The sequence below is a fragment of the Rhodoferax sp. SPJ21 genome, assembly GCF_058216335.1.
Window position 1 is genome coordinate 121,145 of sequence record NZ_JBYZMO010000005.1, and the last position, 22,882, is coordinate 144,026.

The 22,882-nt window shown below is 55.2% G+C and carries 28 protein-coding genes; 14 read left to right on the forward strand and 14 right to left on the reverse strand.

Annotated features, from left to right (window positions below):
• Positions 1-125: 125 nt before the first annotated feature.
• Positions 126-1,112 (forward strand): diguanylate cyclase domain-containing protein, encoded by a 987-nt coding sequence (locus AC4BBN_RS21560; RefSeq protein WP_490594083.1) that lies wholly within the window; start codon positions 126-128, stop codon positions 1,110-1,112.
• Here the strand turns inward: AC4BBN_RS21560 and AC4BBN_RS21565 are convergent.
• The 7 genes from AC4BBN_RS21565 to AC4BBN_RS21595 form a co-directional block, all read right to left on the reverse strand.
• Entirely contained in the window at positions 1,109-1,471 is a 363-nt protein-coding gene (locus AC4BBN_RS21565; RefSeq protein WP_490594084.1) for a PilZ domain-containing protein, read from the reverse strand. The genes AC4BBN_RS21560 and AC4BBN_RS21565 overlap by 4 nt on opposite strands.
• Positions 1,472-1,509: 38 nt before the next feature.
• Positions 1,510-1,749, reverse strand: coding sequence for an HNH endonuclease (locus AC4BBN_RS21570; RefSeq protein WP_490594085.1), 240 nt, complete (start codon positions 1,747-1,749; stop codon positions 1,510-1,512).
• Between the two features lie 116 nt (positions 1,750-1,865).
• Positions 1,866-2,312 carry a hypothetical protein gene (locus AC4BBN_RS21575; RefSeq protein WP_490594086.1) on the reverse strand — a complete coding sequence of 149 codons (447 nt, stop codon included), beginning with the start codon at positions 2,310-2,312 and terminating at the stop codon, positions 1,866-1,868.
• Between the two features lie 174 nt (positions 2,313-2,486).
• On the reverse strand, positions 2,487-3,740 hold the full coding sequence (locus AC4BBN_RS21580; protein WP_490594087.1) for a hypothetical protein: 1,254 nt from the start codon (positions 3,738-3,740) through the stop codon (positions 2,487-2,489).
• A gap of 10 nt (positions 3,741-3,750) precedes the next feature.
• Positions 3,751-4,500: a hypothetical protein gene (locus AC4BBN_RS21585; protein ID WP_490594088.1), complete on the reverse strand. Its 750-nt coding sequence runs from the start codon at positions 4,498-4,500 to the stop codon at positions 3,751-3,753.
• 46 nt (positions 4,501-4,546) lie between these two features.
• Positions 4,547-5,077, reverse strand: a complete 531-nt coding sequence (locus tag AC4BBN_RS21590; protein ID WP_490594089.1) for a hypothetical protein — start codon at positions 5,075-5,077, stop codon at positions 4,547-4,549.
• Positions 5,074-5,352, reverse strand: coding sequence for a DnaJ domain-containing protein (locus AC4BBN_RS21595; RefSeq protein ID WP_490594090.1), 279 nt, complete (start codon positions 5,350-5,352; stop codon positions 5,074-5,076). Before AC4BBN_RS21595 ends, AC4BBN_RS21590 begins: the two co-directional genes overlap by 4 nt.
• A gap of 426 nt (positions 5,353-5,778) precedes the next feature.
• Here AC4BBN_RS21595 and AC4BBN_RS21600 point away from each other — a divergent pair, with 426 nt between their 5' ends.
• The 5 genes from AC4BBN_RS21600 (at position 5,779) to AC4BBN_RS21620 (ending at position 7,565) form a co-directional block, all read left to right on the forward strand.
• On the forward strand, positions 5,779-6,009 hold the full coding sequence (locus AC4BBN_RS21600; RefSeq protein ID WP_490594091.1) for a hypothetical protein: 231 nt from the start codon (positions 5,779-5,781) through the stop codon (positions 6,007-6,009).
• 85 nt (positions 6,010-6,094) lie between these two features.
• Entirely contained in the window at positions 6,095-6,262 is a 168-nt protein-coding gene (locus tag AC4BBN_RS21605) for a hypothetical protein (RefSeq protein ID WP_490594092.1), read from the forward strand.
• Between the two features lie 99 nt (positions 6,263-6,361).
• Complete coding sequence (locus AC4BBN_RS21610) at positions 6,362-6,601, forward strand: hypothetical protein (RefSeq protein WP_490594093.1); 240 nt, start codon at positions 6,362-6,364, stop codon at positions 6,599-6,601.
• A gap of 2 nt (positions 6,602-6,603) precedes the next feature.
• Positions 6,604-6,981, forward strand: coding sequence for a DOPA 4,5-dioxygenase family protein (locus tag AC4BBN_RS21615; RefSeq protein ID WP_490594094.1), 378 nt, complete (start codon positions 6,604-6,606; stop codon positions 6,979-6,981).
• 77 nt (positions 6,982-7,058) lie between these two features.
• A complete protein-coding gene (locus AC4BBN_RS21620; protein WP_490594095.1) occupies positions 7,059-7,565 on the forward strand; it encodes a DUF2242 domain-containing protein in 507 nt (168 codons plus the stop codon).
• Here AC4BBN_RS21620 and AC4BBN_RS21625 read toward each other — a convergent pair.
• Entirely contained in the window at positions 7,555-7,935 is a 381-nt protein-coding gene (locus AC4BBN_RS21625) for a thioredoxin family protein (protein WP_490594096.1), read from the reverse strand. The genes AC4BBN_RS21620 and AC4BBN_RS21625 overlap by 11 nt on opposite strands.
• A gap of 27 nt (positions 7,936-7,962) precedes the next feature.
• The gene (locus AC4BBN_RS21630; protein WP_490594097.1) at positions 7,963-8,844 is read right to left on the reverse strand and encodes a LysR family transcriptional regulator; all 882 of its coding nucleotides are present in this window, start codon (positions 8,842-8,844) and stop codon (positions 7,963-7,965) included.
• 116 nt (positions 8,845-8,960) lie between these two features.
• On the opposite strand from AC4BBN_RS21630, the gene AC4BBN_RS21635 reads away from it, so the two are divergent.
• Positions 8,961-9,302 (forward strand): protocatechuate 4,5-dioxygenase subunit alpha, encoded by a 342-nt coding sequence (locus tag AC4BBN_RS21635; RefSeq protein ID WP_490594098.1) that lies wholly within the window; start codon positions 8,961-8,963, stop codon positions 9,300-9,302.
• A 2-nt stretch (positions 9,303-9,304) separates the two neighbouring features.
• Positions 9,305-10,156, forward strand: coding sequence for a class III extradiol dioxygenase family protein (locus tag AC4BBN_RS21640; protein ID WP_490594099.1), 852 nt, complete (start codon positions 9,305-9,307; stop codon positions 10,154-10,156).
• Positions 10,157-10,221: 65 nt separating this feature from the next.
• Here the strand turns inward: AC4BBN_RS21640 and rpoD are convergent, their stop codons facing one another.
• Both rpoD and dnaG read right to left on the reverse strand, forming a co-directional pair.
• Complete coding sequence (gene rpoD, locus AC4BBN_RS21645) at positions 10,222-12,570, reverse strand: RNA polymerase sigma factor RpoD (protein WP_490594100.1); 2,349 nt, start codon at positions 12,568-12,570, stop codon at positions 10,222-10,224.
• Between the two features lie 254 nt (positions 12,571-12,824).
• On the reverse strand, positions 12,825-14,702 hold the full coding sequence (dnaG, locus tag AC4BBN_RS21650) for a DNA primase (protein WP_490594101.1): 1,878 nt from the start codon (positions 14,700-14,702) through the stop codon (positions 12,825-12,827).
• A 469-nt stretch (positions 14,703-15,171) separates the two neighbouring features.
• On the opposite strand from dnaG, the gene AC4BBN_RS21655 reads away from it, so the two are divergent.
• Positions 15,172-15,939: an alpha/beta fold hydrolase gene (locus AC4BBN_RS21655; RefSeq protein ID WP_490594102.1), complete on the forward strand. Its 768-nt coding sequence runs from the start codon at positions 15,172-15,174 to the stop codon at positions 15,937-15,939.
• 78 nt (positions 15,940-16,017) lie between these two features.
• Here AC4BBN_RS21655 and icmH read toward each other — a convergent pair whose 3' ends face one another.
• Genes icmH through tssJ form a run of 3 tightly spaced genes read right to left on the reverse strand, consistent with a single transcriptional unit; the run spans position 16,018 to position 18,810 of the window.
• A complete protein-coding gene (gene icmH, locus AC4BBN_RS21660; protein WP_490594103.1) occupies positions 16,018-16,803 on the reverse strand; it encodes a type IVB secretion system protein IcmH/DotU in 786 nt (261 codons plus the stop codon).
• Complete coding sequence (tssK, locus tag AC4BBN_RS21665) at positions 16,800-18,146, reverse strand: type VI secretion system baseplate subunit TssK (protein WP_490594104.1); 1,347 nt, start codon at positions 18,144-18,146, stop codon at positions 16,800-16,802. Before tssK ends, icmH begins: the two co-directional genes overlap by 4 nt.
• Positions 18,147-18,192: 46 nt before the next feature.
• Positions 18,193-18,810 (reverse strand): type VI secretion system lipoprotein TssJ, encoded by a 618-nt coding sequence (gene tssJ / locus AC4BBN_RS21670; protein ID WP_490594105.1) that lies wholly within the window; start codon positions 18,808-18,810, stop codon positions 18,193-18,195.
• Between the two features lie 303 nt (positions 18,811-19,113).
• On the opposite strand from tssJ, the gene AC4BBN_RS21675 reads away from it, so the two are divergent.
• From AC4BBN_RS21675 to tssE, 5 genes are all read left to right on the forward strand, one after another.
• The gene (locus AC4BBN_RS21675; protein WP_490594106.1) at positions 19,114-19,728 is read left to right on the forward strand and encodes a tetratricopeptide repeat protein; all 615 of its coding nucleotides are present in this window, start codon (positions 19,114-19,116) and stop codon (positions 19,726-19,728) included.
• 70 nt (positions 19,729-19,798) lie between these two features.
• On the forward strand, positions 19,799-20,299 hold the full coding sequence (gene tssB / locus AC4BBN_RS21680; RefSeq protein WP_490594107.1) for a type VI secretion system contractile sheath small subunit: 501 nt from the start codon (positions 19,799-19,801) through the stop codon (positions 20,297-20,299).
• An 11-nt stretch (positions 20,300-20,310) separates the two neighbouring features.
• Entirely contained in the window at positions 20,311-21,798 is a 1,488-nt protein-coding gene (gene tssC, locus AC4BBN_RS21685) for a type VI secretion system contractile sheath large subunit (RefSeq protein WP_490594108.1), read from the forward strand.
• 35 nt (positions 21,799-21,833) lie between these two features.
• Positions 21,834-22,325 carry an Hcp family type VI secretion system effector gene (locus tag AC4BBN_RS21690; RefSeq protein WP_490594109.1) on the forward strand — a complete coding sequence of 164 codons (492 nt, stop codon included), beginning with the start codon at positions 21,834-21,836 and terminating at the stop codon, positions 22,323-22,325.
• Between the two features lie 65 nt (positions 22,326-22,390).
• Positions 22,391-22,882: a type VI secretion system baseplate subunit TssE gene (gene tssE, locus AC4BBN_RS21695; protein WP_490594110.1), complete on the forward strand. Its 492-nt coding sequence runs from the start codon at positions 22,391-22,393 to the stop codon at positions 22,880-22,882.

A 22,882-nucleotide genomic window follows, 5' to 3' on the forward strand; every position in this document is an offset into this window, starting at 1 on the left:
TAGGTGCACTTATTTGGTGTGCTTTGTCTCCTGATTCCTAAATTGGGTCGGCCTAAGTTGGTGCCATCGGTGTTGGCGTGGGATTTGCGATAGTTCTAAGATGGCGTTTTATTGAAAGGTCCACCATGTCGTTGCTGTATTACGGTAGCGCGCTGCTTGTGCTGTGCGCCTGTGGTGCTTGGGCCTTGTACCGGGTGCTCAGTCAACAGGTGCGCGGGTTGCGCTTGCGCTTTGATGCAGTGGCACGCAGCTCGGCGGATGCGATCTGTCTGGAGGACGCCCAGGGCGTGGTCCAGTACTGGAGCCCAGGTGCGGTGGTCATGTTTGGCTATACCGCCAAGGAGATGCTGGGACAACGCAGCCAGGTTTTGGTGCCTGTGGACCGCCTGGCAGAAGACGAGCAGTTGCGCAGCCATACCGGTGAATCGGTCCAGACCCTGGAAACCGTACGACTGCACCAGAACGGTAGCCTGGTTCCAGTGGTCATTGCGGCGACCGCCATGGTGGATGTGAGCGGGAAGCGGGTGGGCTTATCCAGGGTGGTGCGGGATACCTCGATGCAAAAGCTGGCAACCGACTTGGTGCGCACCATGTCGATGAATGACGCTTTGACCGGCCTGCCCAACCTCAGCCTGCTGCGCGACCGCTTATGGCGGGCACAACTGCACAGCAACCGGCAGCGCAGTTTTTTTGCCGTACTGTACGTGGACCTGGACCAGTTCAAGCAGGTTAACGACAAGCACGGCCGCGCCATTGGCGACAAGCTATTGGTGGAAGTGGCTGTGCGCATGATGGCGGCCATACGCCAGAACGATACGGTGGCCCGACTGGGCGGGAATGAGTTCGTGGTGCTGCTGGAGGACTTGGGTGCCGAGGAGCCATTTGCGGTAAACCACGTCAACGCCGTTGCGGACAAGGTTCTGGACCTGCTGGACCGCGACTATCTGTTGGGCGAATTGCGGTTACGTTGCACGGCCAGCATCGGCATCCATTTGCTCCAGGGCGGCAATGGCAGTGTGGACCAAATTATCAAGGCCGCGAATGCGGCCATGCGGGTGTCGCGTGAAGGGCGCCAATCGGTAGCACTTGGCGTTTTGCGGGGAAAGGTCTAAGACAGCATCAAGGCCTTGAACTCGCGGTCCAGCAGTGCGGGATCAGTGAGGTTCAGCTCAATCAGGCGGCGCAGATGGGTCATGCTGTCCAGGTCGATGCTGCGGCACATCAGGCCGATATCGTTGCCGCTGATATGTGCCACCTCGGTAGACATTGCGATATGCGCCTCCAGCTTGGCCAGCGGGATGCTGAGCTGGCTGAACATGCCCACCCGGATTTCTGCCGGAGCGGCCAGGCGTACCAGAGCTCCCTTAAACGACAGGTCCAGCACCTCCACCTGGTGGCGGGCCATCGGCGTAGTCAGAAACGCCGGGGCATCAAAAGACACACGCAGAAATTGGCGGCGCTCGTTGGACATAGTTGTCTCCTTAATCTGTCTGCTGATTTTGCGCCAAATCAGGCGCCGTCCAACGGGTTTAGGGGCTTTTTCGCATGGCGCTGGTGGTTGCAGTGGTCGTGGCTGATGGCCAGGTTCTCCTGGTGACTGCTGCCGCCCTCGCTCAGCGGCTGGATATGTTCCAAGGTCGCGGCCTCAGGGGGCACATGCTCGCCACACAGCCAGCACGGTACCTTGCCATGCAGTTGGCGGGCCACGGTGTTGTAGATCTTGATGCGAGTGTGGCCAAGTCGGCTCATGTGGCGCCTGCGCTGGAATGGGTGGAAAAACGGGGGGGGGGGCGATATGCCCGAGAATGCTATGTAGTTTATAGCAGCTAGCGCAGGTAATACTTGCGCTGGAGGCTGAAAGGGCTTCAAGCCTGTAGGTTGATGCCGCGGGGCGCGCCTTGGAGGCGCTGGAACACGTTCAGCGTTTTAGACAGGCTGTGCACGCTTTGCAGGTCGTTGCGGTTGCGCGCGTCGTCAATGCCGGTCTGCAGGCGGGCAATGATGTTGTTGGGTTGGTCGTAGATCGAAGGGATCTTGCCGTTGAAATTGGTTTTGCTGGACGCCGTGGGCATGGTGTCTGCCAAGGTGACGGTGTCTTCATGGTCCAGCTGGCCCTTGCTGACCAATTCCCCCACGGTTTGTCCCAGCTGGGACGGCGTGAGGCTGGTGAAGTCGTAGGTCGAGGATGCGTTATTGGCGCTGGTACGGCTTGCAGATGCCGTATCGGTATAGGCGGCGGAAAGCGCAGCCGCACTCGCCTTGCTGACCGGCGTTGCAGCGTACATATTTCCGCTAACACCCATAACCCTCATACACGCCTCCATTGAACTTACCCACAGTTTCAACGAAACGCGCCCAGCCAATGCCTGGATGAACGCCGGAAAATGCCCTTATTTTAACTTTCAGACCGTTGTAATCAACCATCAAAAACAATAGCGCCCTGCGCAAGCATCACTTGCGCAGCGGCTACTAAAGCATGTGTATTTTTAGGTCGATTTGGTTGCTTTTGCAAGCTTGGGCGCGGCCTTGACCAGGTTGCAGTGCAATTTCAGTGCCGCCATGGCCTCGACCAAACGGGTGTCGCGCTCGTCCTTCAGGTCGCGCTCGGTTTCCGTCACAAAGTTCTGCCAAAGCGTCTGGTAGTCGTTGTGGTTTTCGTGCGGGGCGTATTCGCGGATGAAGTCACTGGCCAGTTGCGGTTGGTAGCTACCTTTGCGGATTTTGCGGACCAGGCTGGCCGCCGCTGTTTCTGTCAGAGTGGTCTTGCGCGCCACCCCTGTGGCAATGCACAGGAAGAGGGTGATCAGCGAACTGTCATCGGTATGCCGTTGGGTCAGCTTCAACCACTGGTCGGAGATGGCGCGGTCCAATTCGCTGACATCCTCCACCCCCTCGTCCAGCCAGAAGTAGCGGCCCATGAAGTTCAGCGACTGGATAAACAGCTTGCGCGGCTTTACCGAGGCGTCCAGCACCTTGGGAAGATCCTGGTCCAGCATGGACTCCAGCGTGGCCTGCAGCACCGGGCGCAGGTGGGCGGGGGCATCCTTGGGCAGGGCGAGGTCCACCGGCTTGCCGGCTTCGGCCCGCTTGCGCAGCAGATTCACCACGGTTTCAAACTGCGGCCAATTCGGCATCAGGCTGCGGCCTGCCGCCAGAGACAACAAGCCTGTGCGGATGACGGCCTCCGAGTCGGTGTCGGCGGCTAGCAGCTCGCGTCGTGCCACGCCTAATTTCTGGGCCAGCCAAAAGGCGGCGTCCAGGCGGGTCTGGATGGCTTCGCGTTTGGCCAGTTCCTGCTGGTATTCGGGCAGGGTCTTCAGCGTCCATTTGGCCAGCACCGGGATCATTTCGTCGCGGAAGCCGCCGCTATCGATCATGCTGAAATGGGTGTTGTCCGGCATGGACAACAAGCCCTTGAGCATGTCTGAGCCTGCTTTGGAGCGCGACAGAAAGGAGTTCTCCCGCAGCAGCTCGGCCGCCTGGCGCAGGTCGCCCGCGCAGTCCTGCTCCAGATGCAGGCTGATCAGGTTGACCATGCGTTCACGCGACTTTTCCAGCTCTGGTCGGAGAAACTCGGTACCAAAGTAGCGCGCGATCTGCACCATGCCCTTGGGCGCATCGTTGCGGATGGACTCCAGTTTGGCGTCGTCAATCAGTCCGTTCTGCAAGCCATAGCGCAGCGCTTTCTCGAAGAAGGGCCGGTGGTCGTAGACCGAGATGCCGGCACTGGTTTCTTGCATGGTCATGGGCTTAGATCGCTGATTCTTCATCAGGGTCCGCAGCTTTGCGCTGCGAGCCTTCACCTTCGCCGTGGGTTTCGCGAAAGGGCGTGTGGCCGCCCTGGTGCAAGCCGTCGTCGTCGTCTTCCGATTCCTCCTCGAAGGCTTTGACCCGGGCGCGCAGAATCACCATCACCTCAATCAAGATGTCCGGGCAGTCGTTGCGCAGCAGCCAGGTGAACTCCATCCAGTCGCGGTCGGCGATCTCGTCGCGGTCTACCTTGGCCTCGTTGTACATCTGTACGACGAGCTCACCTTCGGTCAGCACGGCGCCTGTGTCTTCCGAGGCTTCAAAAGTGCCGGTACGCAGAAAGCTCTCCACCCGGCCCCAATGGTCGGCCAGGTAGTCGGCCAGCGCATCGCAGCCGCCATCGCGCTCGCCAATGGCGCGCAAAAATTCCACCGGGTCGTTGTCGTCCCGGAAGATGACCGAGTTCATCATGCCGCGCAGATGGGCGTGGGTCAGGTCCTTGTACTGCTTCTCGATGACCACGGCGCGCGAGAACTGCTCGGGCGTGACCAGCAGGTTTATGACCGAGTCCTTGGACGGGTCGTACTCGCGTATCACGGCCAGAAGGTCCTTGGGCGGTAACTGGTCCAGTGCCAGCACCAGGGCCTGGTCGCCTTCTTCGTCAGCGAGTTCCACCAGGGCGGATTCGGCGCCAACGATGTCGCCGGCCAGGATCAGACTTTGGGCTTTGACGATTGCGGGGTAATGCATGGGGTGCGGCCTTTACTCTTGACGGAATGGACTTGGCTTGGTTTGCTTAGGCTTTGGGAGGTTTGGGGTCAAAGCCTTGCTCTTCCATCCAGGCCGCACCTGCATCTTCGCGGTCGCGGGCATCCTGTTCTTCGGGGTCGAAGTCTTCCTCGTCATCCTCGGGCTCGTCCACGGCGGCGCCGCGGTCGTCAGCACGGGTGTACAGGTATTCCAGGCAAGCCGCGATGGACATGAATCGTTCGCCGGTCGGCTCGTTCAGCACGCGTGCGGCCAGCGTCTTGGCCCAAGGCGCCAGCTGGATGGTCTTCAGCAACTCGGCCCAGTCAGGGAACTCTTCGGGCTCAAGGGCGACCAGTGCGTCCATGGACTTGGTGTTGCTGAAGCTGAAACCTTGGTGGAAGGCGGCCGCCAGCATTTCAGGGCTGTCGTCCATCATGTGGACCAGAAAGTCCACCTGGCTGCGCTTTTCCTTGAGGCGCTTTTCCAGCACGTTCTTGCCTTCGGAATCGGACACCAAGTCGTCCATTTCCGCGTCGTAGGCGCGGGCGTGGTCGGCAAAGTAGCGGGATAGTTTCATTTCAGGACCTCATTCAAGTAGTTGTGCCAGATGCTGCGCGCGGTATCCAGCGGGTCGTCCAGCAGGCCGCGGCGGCGGTTGTCGTCATAAGTCTTGCGGCGTTCCTCGTCGGACAGCACTTCGTAGGCGGTTTGCACCGCGCGGAACAGCTGAGGCGCATCGGGCGAAGCATTGCGGTCCGGGTGGTACTGCGAGGCGCGTAGCCGAAAGGCTTTTTTGATCTCGGCCAGCGTGGCGGCACTGGACAACCCTAGCGCAGCATAGTGGTCTTGCATGGTTTTTCTTCACAAAAAAAGACAGCCCACAAGGCGGGCTGTTTTTACATCTCGGCGCAATCGCGGATGTGCGATTTTACCCGCCGTATTCCATATGAGGGCCAAAGCCAGATTGCCAAGACATTTGCAAGTAAAAATGCTGCTGGCGCTTATGCACACTCCATTGACAGCTATCAAACACATAGCATCGGCGCAGCGGGCCTGAACATCAGCTCTGGCTCCCCGCGTATGAATACATTCGACCTGAAATGGAAGATGGCAACCCGAAATGCTTCCCTAATGTTGAGCATGAACACGAGTCCGCCGAATATCTATACACACCCTTGTTCTAAAGGAGGACATCATTCGGGAGGATAATACGAGCTTCTGTGTGGCCTGCGTGCCGTATGACTATGCCTCAGGGCATCCCGATAAAAGGTTTTATCCATGGCGAAAGCTGAATCCAAAACTGCCATGCTGGCCGACGGACTGCGTTACAAGTCCAAGGCTTCCGGCTCGCCCTTTGCGGCTGCTGCATCGTTTGGCGGTGCCACCATGTCGTGCTTTTTGTGCGGCAAGCACCGTACCCGTTCGCTGATGGGCACCCGCAAAGTGCTCGGCAAGTCCCAGGCGGTTTGCTCTCCATCGTGCCAAGCGATGGATGAAGCCGCCAGCTAAATCCAACACCTGACCCCTTTTAAGGCAAACTGCGTTCGCGGTTGTGGCCTAATTGCGGGTTAACCAACTTTAAATGGAGTAATTGATGGCTAAAGAACCCCGCACCGAAGCAGAGCGTCGCGCTTCCCCCAAGCCCACGCCACTGCCCGGCTACACGAACCCCGTCAGCCGCGGTCAAAAGCGCAGCCTGGAACGCGGTGTTGCAACGCGCAGCAAGAAGAATCCTGGCAAGCGTCCACACAAGGGCGGTTAATCCATCCAGGTGGCAGTAACGCCGCGTAGGCGGGCCTGTATGGGTCGCCTACGCGGCGTTGCTGTTTCTGGCCTATTAATTTCAAGCAAAATCAGCCCCATGGTCAAACACAAATCCGGTCCTAGCGAATGGGTGACGAAAATGCTGGCGCTGATCCGCAGCGGAAATGCGACAGCAGCTATTGCGCAAATCAAGGCTGCGCACAGCGCCAAAGATGTCGCCCAATTGCGTACGCAACTGCAACTGCCTACTGCACCAGCTAGGCATCCCAATGTGGATACTGCGCTGGACGAGCAGTCCGTGGCGTTGGCCAGCCCCCGACTGCACCGAGCACCTTAGCCATGGTTGAAGTCGATACGCCGCGCATACGGGGCTTCCACGCCCATGTGTATTTCGACGCCAGCACGCTGGAGCAGGCACGCGCCCTGTGCATTGAGGCAGCCAGCAAGTTCAAGGTAGCAATGGGGCGGGTACATGAACAGCCTGTAGGGCCACACCCGGATTGGAGCTGCCAGTTGGCCTTTGCTCCGGCTACGTTTGGTGAGTTTGTGCCCTGGCTGGCATTGAGGCGCCAGGGCTTGGTCATCTTTCTCCACCCCATCACCGGCAACGACCTGGTGGATCACCGGGACAGATCGATGTGGATGGGAGCCGTCAGACCGCTGAACTTGTCGGTACTTTCGGGCTCGGACATCGCTTACGATATTCCTGAAAATTGACTATGCGATTTGTAAGGTCTCGCCAGCTGTTCGGGGCGTTGTGTGTGCTGTGGGGTTTGTCTGGCTGCTCTGCACCCATGAAGCCGATTGCCCAGCAAGAGGATTTCAATTCGACAGAGAAGTTCTCGCGCATGTTCGATGCGTCGCCCGCGCAAACCTGTGAGGCAGCGCGCCGTGCCTTATTGAGCCAGGGCTATGTCATTTCCTCGGCGGGTAAGGATCTGGTGCAGGGGCAAAAAAGTTTTCAGCCCGAAAATGAAACCCATGTGCAGGTGGACATTCGAGTGGTCTGCGTGTCTGATAGCCGTGACGGCAAGCTGAGCCTGGGTTTCGTCACCGCTCTGCAGGACCGTTATGCGCTGAAAAAAAGCAATTCGTCCGCTAGCTTGGGGGTCGGCGTATTGGGCTCACTGTCGGTACCAGTGAGCTCCAGCAATGATGCGATGGTGAAAGTGGGCAGCGAAACGGTTGCATCTGACAAGTTCTATGATCGATTTTTCACCCTGGTGCAACACTACCTCGTCCAGGATTTGGACGAGCCGGATAGTGATGTGCCTGGCGCAGTGAAGCCTGTCAAGCCTTAGCGCGACTCCGGGCCTGTATGCGCAGTGCCATTGCGGCAATTTCGACGTTTGCCTCGACTTTTGTGGTCGAAGAGTCCATTTGTGCCTGTACGAGACGCTGTAGCGTCTCGGTTTGCGGTGTGATGCTGCCAAAGAAGCGCACCTGCTGATTTGCCAGCACCAGTAGTGTGGGGAAGTTGTCTACCTCGATCGGGTCTACCAGATCGGCCTGGTCTTCTATATCAATCCACACAAATTCTGCGCCGGGAAAGCTCGCTCCCACCTGTTCAAACCGGGCTTGGTATTCACGGCAGCTGCCGCACCAGTCGGCACATAGGCAAGCCACCCATAACGAAGGGTTGCTTACTATAGATTTAATAGCTTGTGACATAGGTTCTGATTGCGCTAGCGGGCTATTTTAGGTCGAAGTTTGTGGCTGCAATACCTCTGCGGCAATGGTTTCCAGAGACTGGCGCAGCCAGCGTTGTACTGGGTCGTGTTGGTGCCGTAAATGCCACAGCATATACATGGGGAGACTGGGGCAGGGTAGTGGCAGCGCACAACTGCTGAAGTTGCGCAGCATGGCCCGGCCCAGGAGCCCAGGCACGGTAGCTAGCCAAGGGCTGTCCTGCAGGAAGGCGGCAATTCCAGCAAAGCCAGGCACAGTGACAGCCATGCGGCGTTGGATACCCTGTGTTTGCAGCCATTGGTCTATATCCAGCGTGCGGCGCGGCTGGTACAGCACGCTTACATGCTCGCTGGCCAAGTAATCGGCTAGTGTGCTTGGGGCGGTTCGCGCGGTCGCGTCATAAAACACCCTGTAGGGCGTTTTAAACAAACGCTTTTGCATGATGTCCGTGGCATCGGGCGGGCGTGGCGACAGCACAAGGTGGCAGCTACCATCCCGCAACATCTCTGGGCTTGGAACGCCAGAGGGAATAGTGTGCAAACTCACCATGGGTGCTTGCTGCCGCAGTCTACGCAGCAGCGCGGGGAGCAGTAAATCGCGCTGCATATCGTTGGCGGCGATGGTGAAGCGGACTTGCAGGGTACCGGGGTCAAATTGCTCGGCGGTAGCGAGCCGATGCATGTCTTCCAGCAATAGACGCGCAGGCTGGGCCAGGGCTTCGGCCCGGGCTGTGGGGATGATGCCGCGCCCCGACTTCACGAACAGAGGGTCGCCTGTAATGGTGCGTAACTTGTCCAGCAAGTGGCTGACGGCCGATTGCGTCACACCCAGGCGCTGGGCGGCGCGGGTGACCGAGCCCTCTTCCAGCACTGCCAGGAGCAGCTGCAGCAATTGGCCATCCAAGTGTAAGTAATCGAATTTGCTCATGGGTTTGATCTGAATTATCAGCTTTATTGAATGAGTGGCGGCAGGAATACTTCCCATCACCTACTTCACAGGAGACAACCATGGTCCAAGTCGATATCCCCGGCACTACCTTGTTTGATGGCGTCCAGGCCCGCAAGGGCTACGCGCTCAACAAGATGTGCTTTTCGTTCAACACCGCCGAAGGCCGGGCAGACTTTCAGCGGGACGAAGAGGCCTATATGCGTGCCTTTGGCTTGAATGCCGAGCAGGCAGAGGCGATTCGCCAACGCAATGTACTGGCACTAATCGCGGCTGGGGGCAATGCTTACTACCTAGCCAAATTTGCGGGCATCTTTGGCTTGGATATGCAGGACATAGGCGCACAGCAAACCGGCTTGAGCAAAGAGGTCTTCAAAGCCCGTTTGCTGGCGGCGGGAGCTTAACCATGGCACATATCGTAGGCGCCATTACCACCTCCCACGTACCGGCCATCGGCCGTGCAATCGCGAGGGATTTGCAAAGCGATCCATACTGGAAGCCGTTCTTTGACGGTTTTCCACCCGTGCGCCGGTGGCTCAATGAAGTCAAACCCGATGTGGCCGTGGTCATCTACAACGACCATGGTCTGAACTTCTTTCTCGACAAAATGCCAACCTTCGCAGTGGGTGCGGCACCCACATACCGCAATGCGGATGAGGGCTGGGGTCTGGCCGATATGACGCCATTCCAGGGCAACCAGGATCTATCCTGGCATTTGATCAATAGCTTAGTGGGCGACGAGTTTGATATCACCAGCTGCCAGGAAATGCTGGTGGACCATGCGTTTTGCCTGCCCATGGCACTGTTATGGCCGGATGCGGATGCACAGGGCCGTTGGCCCGTCACCACCGTGCCGGTGTGCCTGAACACGGTGCAGTTCCCGTTGCCGACGGCCGCCCGTTGTTACAAGTTGGGTGAGGCCATTGGCCGAGCCGTGGCGTCCTGGGACAGCGACGCCCGGGTAGTCATCATCGGCACCGGCGGCCTAAGCCACCAGCTTGACGGTCAGCGCGCCGGTTTCATCAATAAGGAGTTTGACCTGCAGTTCATGGAGAGCCTTATCAGTGATCCGGCCAGGGCAACCCGCTTCACTATCCATGAGTTGGTGGAGAAAGTGGGTACCCAGGGGATTGAGCTGTTGATGTGGCTGGCCACGCGGGCAGCTTTGCCCGGACAGGCTCGGCTGCTGCATTCGAACTACCACATCCCCATCTCCAACACTGCCGCTGGGTTGATGTTGATGGAGCCCGCGACCTAGGCTGGGCACACATAAAAAAAGCCCCTGTCGGCGTGAACCGGCAGGGGCCTTTTTATGCAGCGCTTTTACAGCGTGTCGATGAAGCTACGTAGCTTGTCCGAGCGACTGGGGTGCTTGAGCTTGCGCAGCGCCTTGGCTTCTATTTGGCGGATGCGCTCTCGGGTCACGTCGAACTGCTTACCGACTTCTTCCAGCGTGTGGTCGGTGCTCATCTCGATACCGAAGCGCATGCGCAGCACCTTGGCTTCGCGTGGCGTCAGGCTGTCAAGGATGTCCTTGACCACGTCGCGCAGGCCGGCCTGCATGGCGGCTTCGATAGGTGCTGTGTTGGCGCCGTCTTCGATGAAATCGCCCAAGTGGCTGTCATCGTCGTCACCGATCGGCGTTTCCATGGAGATGGGCTCTTTGGCGATCTTCATGATCTTGCGGATCTTGTCTTCCGGGATCTCCATCTTCTCAGCCAAGATGGACGCATCGGGCTCAAAGCCAAACTCTTGCAAGTGCTGGCGGCTGATGCGGTTCATCTTGTTGATGGTTTCGATCATGTGCACCGGAATGCGGATCGTGCGTGCTTGGTCCGCGATCGAGCGCGTAATGGCTTGGCGAATCCACCAGGTGGCGTAGGTCGAAAACTTGTAGCCGCGGCGGTATTCGAACTTGTCCACCGCCTTCATCAAGCCGATATTGCCTTCCTGGATCAAATCCAGGAATTGCAGGCCACGGTTGGTGTACTTCTTGGCGATCGAGATCACCAGGCGCAAATTGGCCTCGATCATTTCCTTCTTGGCATCGCGCGAGGCGGCTTCGCCTTCGTTCATGCGCTTGTTGATGCCTTTCAGCTCGTCCAGTGGTACCACGACGCGGGCTTGCAGGTCGGTCAGCTTTTGCTGGATGTCCTGAACCGGCGGAATGTTGCGGCCCATGATCGCGCTCCAGGGCTTGCCTGCAGCGGTTTGCTTTTCAATCCACTTCAGGTCAAGCAGGTGGGATGGCACTTTGTTGCCCATCTTGTCGCGCCCGCTGAAGTCGGCGATGAAGTTTTCTTGCGGGTAGCCGCATTTGTCGACCAGGATGCGGCGCAGCTCGCGTTCTTTCTTGCGCACGTCATCCACCTGGCTGCGCAGCAAGTCGCACAGTTTTTCAATGGTCTTGGCGGTAAAACGGATGGTCATCAGCTCTTCGCTCAAAGCCGCCTGGGCCTTGACGTAGTGCGGTGTGCCGTAGCCTTCCTTGTCGTAGATCTTGTGGACTTTCTCGAACAACTCGCGCAGGCGATCGAAGCGGGTCAAGGCTTCGTTCTTGAGCTCCTCAAGCTTCTTGGTCAGCGCCTTGGAGCCGCCCTTGCCGTCGTCATCATCGGCCGCGTCGAATTCGTCGAAGTCTTCTTCGGCCACGTAATCGTCAGCTTCATTGGGGTTGGAGAAGCCGTCCACGATGGTGGAGATGACAACTTTGCCTTCGCGGATCTGTTCGCCCAGGGCAAACACTTCGGCCAGGGTGGCAGGGCTGGCGCTGATGGCTTCCATCATGCGCATCAGGCCGCCTTCGATACGCTTGGCGATTTCAATTTCGCCTTCACGGGTCAGCAGCTCAACCGTGCCCATTTCGCGCATATACATGCGCACTGGGTCGGTCGTACGTCCGAATTCGCTGTCTACAGTGGAGAGCGCTGCTTCGGCTTCCTCTTCGGCTTCTTCTTCGGTTGCGGCCGTCGGTGCGGTGTTATTCAGCAACAGGGTTTCGGCGTCGGGCGTTTGCTCGTAAACGGCGACACCCATGTCGTTCAACATGTTGACTACGACTTCCAGCGTTTCTGCATCGACCAGCTTGTCGGGCAAGTGGTCTGAGATTTCGCCGTGCGTCAAATATCCACGGGTCTTGCCCAGCTTGATCAGGGCCTTCAGGCGCATACGGCGCTTGGCCATGTCTTCTTCGGACAGGACGGTTTCATCCAGGCCGAATTCCTTCATTAGCGCGCGTTCTTTCGCCTTGCTGATCTTCATGCGCAGAGGCTTGATCTTCTCGCCGGTGGGGCTGAGTTGAACCGGCACTTCTTCCACCGGGTCTTCTTCGATTTCGATCAGATCGTCAAGATTGATTTCCGTCGAGATGGAGCCCTTGGGCTTGGGACCGCGCTTGGCGCCAGTCGGCTTGGGCTTGGCCGCTGCCGCAGTAGTGCTGGTGGTTGCCGCTGGAAGTGTTACGACCTTGGGTGGGCGACCTGGTTTTTTCTTGGCTGCGGAGTCTTCAGCGGCTGCTACTACTTTTACGGCAGGGGTCTTCGATACGGGCACGGATTTCACTTTCAAGGCGGACTTGGCCACGACCTCGGGCACGGCTTTTGCCGCACTTTTGGTTTTTGCTGCGGGTGCTTCAGCGGATTTGACGGGCTTCTCGGACTTTTGAGCGGGCATGGGCGAAAACCTCAGGACAACAGCAAACAAACGAAATAAACCCGGAAACCGCAGGTTACCGGCGCGGGCGCGTGGGAGAGAGAGTTTCTCGTTGGCAAGATGTCTGGGCGATCATTTGGCATGCAGTCCTTGCGGAGGAGCCGGCGCGCGCTGTGGCGTCGATTGGCGGTGTCCGGAGGTGCTGCTGTCGCTCTTGCCGAGCAGTTAGCCTTAGATTATAGCCTGCTGGCTTAAATTCAAGTGCTAATTGCGGTTTATGTCACTTTGGTGGCCATGAGCTCCAGACGGCGCCGATTGATGGCCCGATAGCGCTCCAGGGCCTCTGGATCAAAGGCTGCTGCGGCAAGAGCTTCGGTTTCCTGTTGTTTGAGCTGATCGATCAGCATCAAATTCAACAAGGCCTTCAATTCGTTTAAAGCCTCACGCCCAGGTGTGGCGCCAGGGTCTATGGGCTCCGGCGGAGGGCTGGCCTCTAGCCCAGACATGAGCTTCAGTGCCAGGCTTTCGAACGCTTCGTCTCGCAAGCCCTCACGGAGATTGCCCCAAGTTTGCGGTCCGTGCTCGTGTTGCTGTATCTCTAGCCATACGAACAGCGCGCCGTGGGGCTGGGGCAGGTCGCACAGCAGCGCATGCTCTTCATGGGAGAGATCATTCCAGGCCGAGCTATTGGCCAGTAGCAGCCGGGCCGCATGGTCGGAACGGCTGGCGGGTTGGCGGCGGCCTTGGCGATCCGATCCAATAGGTGGCGGTTTGGGTTCGTAGCGCTTGCCTGGCGTATACAGGCTGCTATTTTTTTTATAGCTTTTGGTTTCGGTACGGGTGCTGCTGATGGCTTTACCTTGCCAAACGTCATTGAGCTCGCTGCTGCTGAGTTGTACCAGGTCGGCGATTTCCGCCAGCAGTTGACGTTTGAGTGCGCCCTCGGGCAGTTGCCCCCATAGCGGCTTGGCATTGCTAGCCAAGTGGGCACGCCCCTCGGCGGTATGCAGCTCGCAGCCCTCACGGACTGAGTCGATCAAAAAGCGGCTCAGGGGAATGGCCTCGGCAATGTATCGGGCAAATGCGTCCTGGCCAAAGCTGCGGATGTAGCTGTCGGGGTCATGCTCCGGAGGCAGGAATAGAAATTTGCAGCTACGCACATCGGTTGCCATGGGCAGTGCACCGTCAAGCGCTTTACGTGCGGCGCGCCTGCCAGCCGCATCTCCGTCGAAGCTGAAAACGACTGAATCGGTAAATCGGAACAGCTTTTGGAGATGGTCGCTGGTGCAGGCCGTGCCCAGTGTGGCGACCGCATTGGGGAAACCCAGCTGGGCCAAGGCCACGACGTCCATATAGCCTTCCGTGACAAGGGCATACCCGGCATCGCGCAAGGCATTGCGGGCTTCAAACAAGCCGTACAGTTCGCGCCCCTTGCTGAACACTGGGGTTTCGGGAGAGTTCAGGTATTTGGGTTTGTCGTCGCCCAGTACCCGCCCGCCAAAGCCGATGCATTCGCCCTTGACATTGCGGATGGGAAACATGACACGATCCCGGAAACGGTCGTAACGCTTGTCCTCCCCATCTTCTCCGGTGATGACCAGCCCACTTTCCACCAGCAATGGGTCGTCGTAGTGGGGGAACACACTGGCCAAGCTGCGCCAGCCCTCCGGTGCGTAACCCAGGTCGAATTGCTTGGCGATTTCACCGGACAAGCCGCGGCCTTTAAAGTAGGCAATGGCACGGGGTGACTCCTTTAAGTGTTTTTTATAGGCCAGGCATGCCTTTTCCAGAACATCGGTCAGCGTAGTCTGCTTTTGCTTTTGTTCCGCTGCGCGGGCCCGGTCTTGCGGTGATGCTTCATCTTCGGGTACTTGCATGCCGTATTGCTGGGCCAAGTCTTGAACCGCTTCGACAAAAGTCATGCCAACGTGGTCCATCAGAAAACGCACGGCATCTCCATTTTTTCCGCAGCCAAAGCAATGGTAGAACTGTTTGGTGGGGCTGACGGAAAAAGACGGTGATTTCTCTGAGTGAAAAGGGCATAAGCCCATGAAGTTGGCGCCCCCTTTTTTGAGTTGCACGTAGCGGCCCACGATTTCGACTACATCGGCGCGGGCTATCAGTTCCTGGATGAAGGTATGGGGGATGGTCACCTAGCTATTGTCCATGCAGCGGGGGAGGTGCCAGCTTCAAGGGCGATTTTTATGCATTTGCGGAGTGGGATGAAATGCACTGGCTTAGCCGCTTTCTGCACTTATTCAAGTTGCCACGCCAATCTGATAATCTACAAAGGCTGCAATCCAGTGCTAAACCAATATAGTTGCCTTGGTAAATCCATGACTTTTATGGCGTCTTTCCTGATTTTTCACAATGGTTAGAGCTTTTTCCCTCCAATTTGACGACAAAAGCAAGCTTGAGGCTCAGCTGTCTTTGAATGGATTGCCTCCTAGTCGGCGCACCACGGTGGTGCGGTCGGCAGTCGGCAGCGTGGCACCGGTTTTGCAGCCACGGATTCGATACACCGTCGGAGCACCTGCCGCGCAGCACCCCCAGCAAGCCCCGCGGCACTCTGAGCCCCAGTTGGAGCGCCTTCGTGTCGATCCATCTTTGCGCTCGCAGGCTTTGCCCGCCCCCTTGCTGGCATACACGCCCATGGGGATGCGTTCGTTCATTAGTGCAGGCGAGGGCGGGCCTGCCGTTATATTCGAGTCAGGCCTGGGGGATGGCAAGGAGATATGGGGCAACATTTTTAACGAGGTTAGCGCTCTCACCCGGGTATTTGCCTATGACCGCGCCGGCTACGGCGGAAGTGATCCGTCTGACTTGCCTCGTGACGGCCTCCACGTGGTGCATGAGTTGCGGGCATTGCTGCAGGCGGAGGAAATCAAGCCGCCCTATATTCTGGTGGGGCATTCCTTGGGTGGCACATTTGTTAAATTGTTTGCCCGCATGCATCCAGGTGAAGTCGCAGGCGTGGTGCTAGTCGATGCTCGTCACTCCGAATTTGACAAGCGCTGTAAGCAGCAAGGTGTACACCGACTGCTTTACCAGCCTCCACAGCTTCTGTTTGCGCTGTCTTCACGGGCGACCCGTGCGGAGCTGGCGGCATCTGCACTCACCATGCGTCAGGCACGCCGAGCAGGGCCTTTCCCATCGATTCCTTTGATTGTTCTTTCGCAGGGCAAGGCCACATCTAACTGGCCCGAGCGCTTGGGCAAGGTTTGGAATGCCAGCCAGCGCAATCTGGCAAAGATGTCCAAGCTTGGTCGCATGCGCGTGTGCGAAGACAGTGGACACAACATCCACCAGGAGCGGCCAGAGATGGTCACAACAGCTATTCTGAGTGTGCTGGCCGCTGCGCGCTATGCAAAGGCCAAGGCGAAACGCTAGTGCTATTTATTTGATAGCTACTAACGCAGGTATTTAATGCGCTAGAGGCTATTTTTATGTATCTTTCAGAATGCTGCTTCAGGGCAGTGTGATGGTGAGATTAGCTGGGCGTGGAGCCAGTCGCACAATGTCGTTGTAACCGTTGATCCCATCCTGAGTTGATCGCTGCAGCATCCAGCTTAGAACGCCGTAGGCGGACAAAGCCATCAAGGCAAAGATTGCGCCTATCACCCATAAAGGAACGTCATTGCGCAACCGGTTGGCAATGGCGTCAGGTCGCGCCCAATGCGGGGCGAAACCTGCGCTTTTGCCTTTGATATGGCTGATTTCGTCCCCCAGGCGGGCGGTTATGTAGTTCAGTTTTTCCAGGCCCTCAATGACGTACTTACCTTGAAAGCCCATCAACAGGCACATATGAAATACCTCCAATGCATGGATATGAGCGGCACCCTTGGCCCGCATGGCTTCCAGTTGGTTGAAGAAGTTTTCACCTGCCAGCTGATCGCCAAACAACGCCAACTGCAAAGGTCGGCGCTCCCAGGCATCACGGATGGGAAATTGCGAGCGCAAAACGATTTCATCCACGCAAGCGCAAAAAGCATACTTTGCAGCGTGTACATCGTCGGCAGAGACATTCAGCTTCTTGGCTCCTTGCTCTACGACGGTCAAAAATTTCTGCATTCTTGCCAGCAAGGTCTCGCTATCTTGCGGCGCACTGCCTCCTTTGAGCAAGAACAGCGCGTAGAAGCCGTCGTACATCAGGTCCAAGAGGGAATTGGCGTGTACAGGAGCTTCGCTTGCAAAAAATGGGCTGGCGGATGGCGTTGCAGATATGCCAAGCAAAGAGGGGGCGGATGAGGTCATGCGGTGACTGCCAAAAGTTCAAGCTTGAGTCCACGAATACCGGAGGGTACGTAGATGCAGATGGACTGGGCCTGCAACATACGTTCATACATGGCCCCTTTAGGGTCAATTGCAAAATAATAGGTATCAGGCCGTACCGGCACGGCAGCGGGCACCTGGGGTGAATACACCAGTTTCACACCCGGCATGGCCGCCAGCACAAACTTCTCCACATCATCTGGTGCTCCGGTCTTGAAGCGAAGCGGCACGATGTCAATCAGTTCGACTGCGGGTATGTCGGCCCCTACCGCAAGGTACAAGGCTGTCTTGTCGTCGATTTTCCCAGAATCCAGCATGCCATGGTGGTACGACGGCTTTGCCTCTGATAGCGCTATTGCAAAGTAGCGCGATGAAATAACGGTGTCCAGCAGCTCTCGAATGATGCTGTCCAGTCTGGCAAAACCGGGGCCTGGATCCTGGTGCACATAGGACGGTAGATCGCTCAACGCGTAGTTTTTGGAGAATGTCATCAACGAGCCGGTAAGGGTCAAGAGTTGCTCGTACAGCCTCTCGGGATGCAGCAGAGGATGGTTTTGGTAATGGCTCAATGCAGCATAGGCTGTACTTGCGGTGTGTAGCAGCCAAAACGACGATATGTCTCCAGAGCGGAATTCGACTACGTTTTTACTAGGCTCTCGATGGTGCCCGTACAACGCGTTGACCTTGGCCTGCAAGGCCTCCATGAGGCGCCGCAGCTTAAGTACCAGGTGCGGCGTACTGCCAATCGACAGGCTGGGTGGAATGAAATTCGGGTCAAGTTCAAAGCCGCCTTGACTGGAGCGGCGTAACCGAGCGACAGGCAGGCAAACCATGGCATCGCGCGGCTCCAGCTCGGACACCAGGCGAACAGCTTTCTTTAAATAGACCACTTCGGCTTTGGCTGCATCGGTGAATAGGTCTGGTGTCTCGCGGTTAGCCTGCGTATAGCGAGACGACTGCAATGCCTTTGTGTTTGCTGTGAAGTTGCCACCCAGGCCTTTGAGTGCGGGTAGTGCCGCGTAGTAGGTGATAGTTTGCAGCGCAGGCGGTAGGTCGGCCAAACTAATGGCTTCTGGCAAATCGTCGTTATCTGGAGCTCGGTAGATTTCTCCATCCTGAAAAATGGCAGATAGATCCAGCAGACGCAACGAGTTATGAGCCAATGCATCGCGATCAATCTTGATTTGAATCAGGCCCCAGGCGTATGGATGCAATGCTGCAACCGTCTGGTGAAGTCGATCTTCGTGGTAACTATCTTGGCGCTGAAAATGCTGAGGGCGCAGGAACAAGCCTTCACCCCATAAAACTTTATCGAATTGGTTCATGGTGCGGATTTCTTTTCAATCGACTATGTAGATGGGCCGTGCGCCATCATGGGCACCGCACGGGTGCGAGCATAGGACTCTTGCTTTGACTGTCAGTGGACGTCGCTCCTACGCCAACAGTGAGCGCGCAAGCATGCAAGCCTATAACGATGCCAGATTTTTCAGCTTGTGCCGCCGGAAAATCAACCCGCCACCGGGTTGGTGCCGGGTTTCTAAATAATGCGACGATTCCTATATATCCAGCTTCATAGCTGACTTTCTCTAGGACCTCATAGCGTTGTCCAGGAATAAGCGTAATTTCTCGTACCTCTAGCAAATCTGTGCCCAAGACTTCTTTTTCCTTCTGTGGATTCAGAAACGTGTCGTAAGGCACTTGGGAAAATGTTGTGTTTTGTTTTAGCTTGTAAATTTTTGCAATAACCGCAAGTGGTCGTCCGGCCGGGTCCATATTCAAAACATCACTGGCGTGCAGTTTGATGGCGACGTTCCGGGGGATTTTTAAGGCATCGCTTACCTCTGGTGCATCTGGTTTTTTGAGTCCTGTTGCTTCAAGTGCTGAATTTGTCACGCTTCCAAGAATAGTCACGGCCGACGTGGCAGAGCAGCCAGTCAAGATAACAAACACAAGACTGAGCAGTGGATAGTAAATTTTTTTACACAACATTGTGGAAGATCTTCTAAGTCCATTCAGGTGAAATGCACACGCATGGAGCGAACAACTGATAAAGCCGTCGAGGCAGTTCGCAGCCAATCGTGGCAAAGAAATTATGTACGACGACAGAGGGTCAGGAAGAACATTTGAGCTTCAAATCTTGAAGCTTTCTGAGCTTGCTGAAATCGTCTGAAGGCTTCTGAAAGAGGGGGGAACGCAATGTAATGACTGATCAATTGCAGCAGTGTCCTGCGCTAACATCCCACCATTCCATTTTTTCAAAGCAAGCGTGGTCTTGTATTAGGAGCATTTCTCGTGCACGTTCGTCAATTGAATTACGTTTATTGCGTATTGTTAGCATCTCTCTTGGGGGCATGTGCTGCACCAGTCAAAAGTCCTGAACCAGTGAAAGTAACTTTGGAGTCTGTTGTAACGGAAGCCAACTCCGCACAGGCGGCAGGACAAACTGACCAAGCATTAAGTCTTTTTAAAGATGCTGCTAATAAATTCCCTACCGATAAAACTCCATGGCTGCGTATAGCTCAAATTAAATTTGACAACGCCAGTTATGGCGAAGCCATCACAAATGCACTTGAAGCTTTGCAACGAGATCCTACGGACAAGATAGCTAATAGCATCGTGACAGTAAGTGGCTTACGTCTGGCGACAAAATCCTTGGCCGATTTGCGTACGCAAAACGCGTTGTCTGGCACCGTCAAAAACGAGGCCCAAGATCTTGCCAAATTGCTGCGCGAAAACCTTGGTGAAACGGTCCTCGTGCCGACCTCATCGACCACCGCGACCCGATCAAGACTATCACCACCTGCAGCAGTCAAACCTTTGGCAGCAGTATCCAAGCCTACCAGTGCAACTGTAAAAGTGGATACACCTGAGTCAGGGAAATCTAATCCATTTGGTGGACTAAAGTAGATCGTCAGTCTGCTGCTGGGGATACATTGCTCCCCGCAACGTCTTAAATTTTGTTACCTGTGGAGCAAACATGGCTAAAAGTGAAAGCATTCAAAAGAAACTTCAGAAAGTGCGTCCACCACGGGTGCAAATGACGTACGACGTAGAGATCGGTGATGCGATCGAAAAGAAAGAATTGGCATTCGTAACGGGCGTGGTCGGCGACTTTAGTGGCAACTCTGAGGTTGCTATGGCCAAGTTGAAAGACAGAAAATTTGTTCAGATTGATCCTGATAATTTCGACGAGGTTATGAAAGGTCTGGAGCCTCGTGCTGTTTATCGTGTGAAGAATGAATTGAGCGATCAAGGCGGTGAATTTGCAGTGGATTTGAAATTTAAATCCATGGGCGATTTCCGGCCGGAATCTGTGGTCCAACAAGTGGAACCGCTCAAGAAATTATTGGAAGCGCGAACCAAGTTGGCCGATCTGCGGAACAAACTAGCTGGCAGTGAAAAGCTTGAGGATATTTTGAATGAAGTTCTCAGCAATACGGAAAAGCTTGCTGAATTAAGTCAAAAGACAAACAAGTGATCGAGGTAATGATGTCCGAACAAAAAACTGTAGCAGAGCCTATTATTGCGACACATTCAGAAGGCAGTCTATTGGATCAGATAGTTGAACAGAGCAAAGTTGCAAAGTCAACGGCTGAGCATGGACGGGCAAAAGATATTATTTCTGAGCTTGTAAATCAGGTCATGGCTGGCACTGTTGTCCTGTCTGAAAACTTGACGGCCACATTGGATGCGCGAGTTGCGGAAATTGATAGACTGATTTCTGACCAAGTGAGTGCCATCATGCACGCCCCTGAATTCCAGAAGCTCGAAGGCAGTTGGACGGGACTTAACTACTTGGTTAAAAACACATCTTCGGGTCAAAATTTAAAAATTAAAGTTTTAAACGCAACAAAAAAAGAACTCATTAAAGACTTCAATTCGGCGCTGGAATTTGACCAGAGCACGATGTTCAAGAAAGTATACGAAGAAGAGTTTGGTACCTTTGGTGGTGCTCCGTTTGGCAGTTTGATAGGTGATTTCGAAATTACCCGCCAGCCAGAGGATATGTATTTTATTGAGCAAATGTCGCGCATAGCAGCTGCGTCACATGCTCCATTCATCTCTGCCGCTTCTCCGGAGCTATTCGGCTTGGAGACCTATAGCGACTTGGGTAAGCCAAGAGATCTGGCGAAAATATTCGATACGGTTGAGTATGCCAAATGGAAGTCTTTTCGGGAGTCTGAAGACTCACGTTATGTGGGTTTGACACTCCCTAGATTTCTAGGGCGTTTGCCGTTCAATCCCAAAGATGGATTGACAGTGGATGGCTTTAACTTTGTTGAAGACGTTGATGGTACAGACCATAGCAAATACCTGTGGTGCAACGCTGCGTACGCATTCGGTACCAAGTTGACCAAAGCGTTCGAAGATTTTGGTTGGTGCGCAGCCATACGTGGCGTTGAGGGTGGTGGCTTGGTGGAAGACTTGCCGACCCATACCTTTAAAACTGATGAAGGTGAAGTGGCACTTAAATGCCCGACTGAAATTGCAATTACGGATCGGCGTGAAAAGGAATTGAGCGATCTAGGTTTTATTTCGCTAGTGCACTGCAAGAATACGGATTACGCGGCATTCTTTGGTGCGCAGTCAACCCAGAAGGCGAAAATTTACAACACAGAGTCCGCTAATGCGAATGCGGTTTTGTCGTCACAGCTGCAATATATTTTTGCGGTATCACGCATTGCGCATTACATGAAATCAATGATGCGGGACAAGATTGGTAGCTTTGCGGCAGCTTCCAATGTCGAAGATTTCCTAAATCGCTGGATTGCGCAATACGTATTGCTCGATGACAACGCAAGTCAAGAGGCTAAAGCGCAGTTCCCGCTACGTGAGGCTTCCGTGCAAGTTTCAGAGGTACCAGGTCGGCCTGGCGTATACCGGGCCGTATCCTTTTTGCGCCCGCATTTTCAGCTTGACGCGCTATCGGTTTCTCTCCGCTTGGTGGCTGAATTGCCTCAGTCCTCCAAGTCTTAACCGTTGTTTTAAACAACATAACCGAAAGGTAAATTATGGCAATTGACGTATATGTGCAAATTGATGGCATCAAAGGTGAGTCCACTGATGACTCACACAAGGATTGGATTGAATGCCAATCCGTAGATTTTGGTGTTTTACAGCCAAAATCTGCGACAGCTTCCACGGGTGGCGGTCATACCGCAGAACGTTGCGAGCATAAGGATATCTATTTCACCAAGCTTGCCGATTTGTCGACCCCTTTGCTTCTGCAAAATAGCTCCTCGGGCAAGACGATTGCCAAGGCAAAATTTGAGTTCTTGCGAGCCGATGGCAAGGGCGAGCGCGTGAAGTACTTTGAAATTGAAATTGAAAATTTAATCATCAGCAGCATTTCTTCTTCGGTTTCTGAAGGCAGCATCTTGACGGATGTTGTCTCTTTGAAGTACTCGCAGGTCAAGTGGAAGTACACCCAGCAAAAAATCGGTGGTGGCGCAGGCGGAAACACCTCTGGCGGCTGGGATCTTTCAAAGAACAAGGTCGTTTGATCGTTTGAAGTGCGAAATAGCTGCCTGCAATCCATGGCAGCTATTTCGATTCAAATAAAGAAAATATGAAAGGTTTTGCTCCGGGTTTGTTTGACAAGTTACTAGGTGATGGTGCTGGTGCTTCATTTCATGGGCTTGTAAAGCTGCTATCTCTAGAAGAACTAAAAGACGAGGTGGCAAGAGACTTGGAGTCTCTATTAAATACCCGAGCTGTTTTTGGGCTTGATAATTTAAAGCGATATCCCGAGTGTGCAGCCTCTATCATCAATTATGGGCTATATGACTTTGCTGGTATGAGTTTGGCCAGTACAGACGACAGAAGTAGCATTTGTCGTAATTTAGAGCAGTCCATCTCCCGCCACGAGCCGCGCTTGAAGAACGTTCGAGCTTCCTTAGAAGTACAGGCGGGAAGTATCAATAAACTCAATTTTTCTATTTCGGCACTCTTGGTTGTCAGAGCAGCCCAGGAACCGGTGAGTTTTGACGCAGTATTGCAGCCATCGTCTCTGCAATACTCAATCAGTACATCTCGATATACGGCAAGGATTGGAATCTAA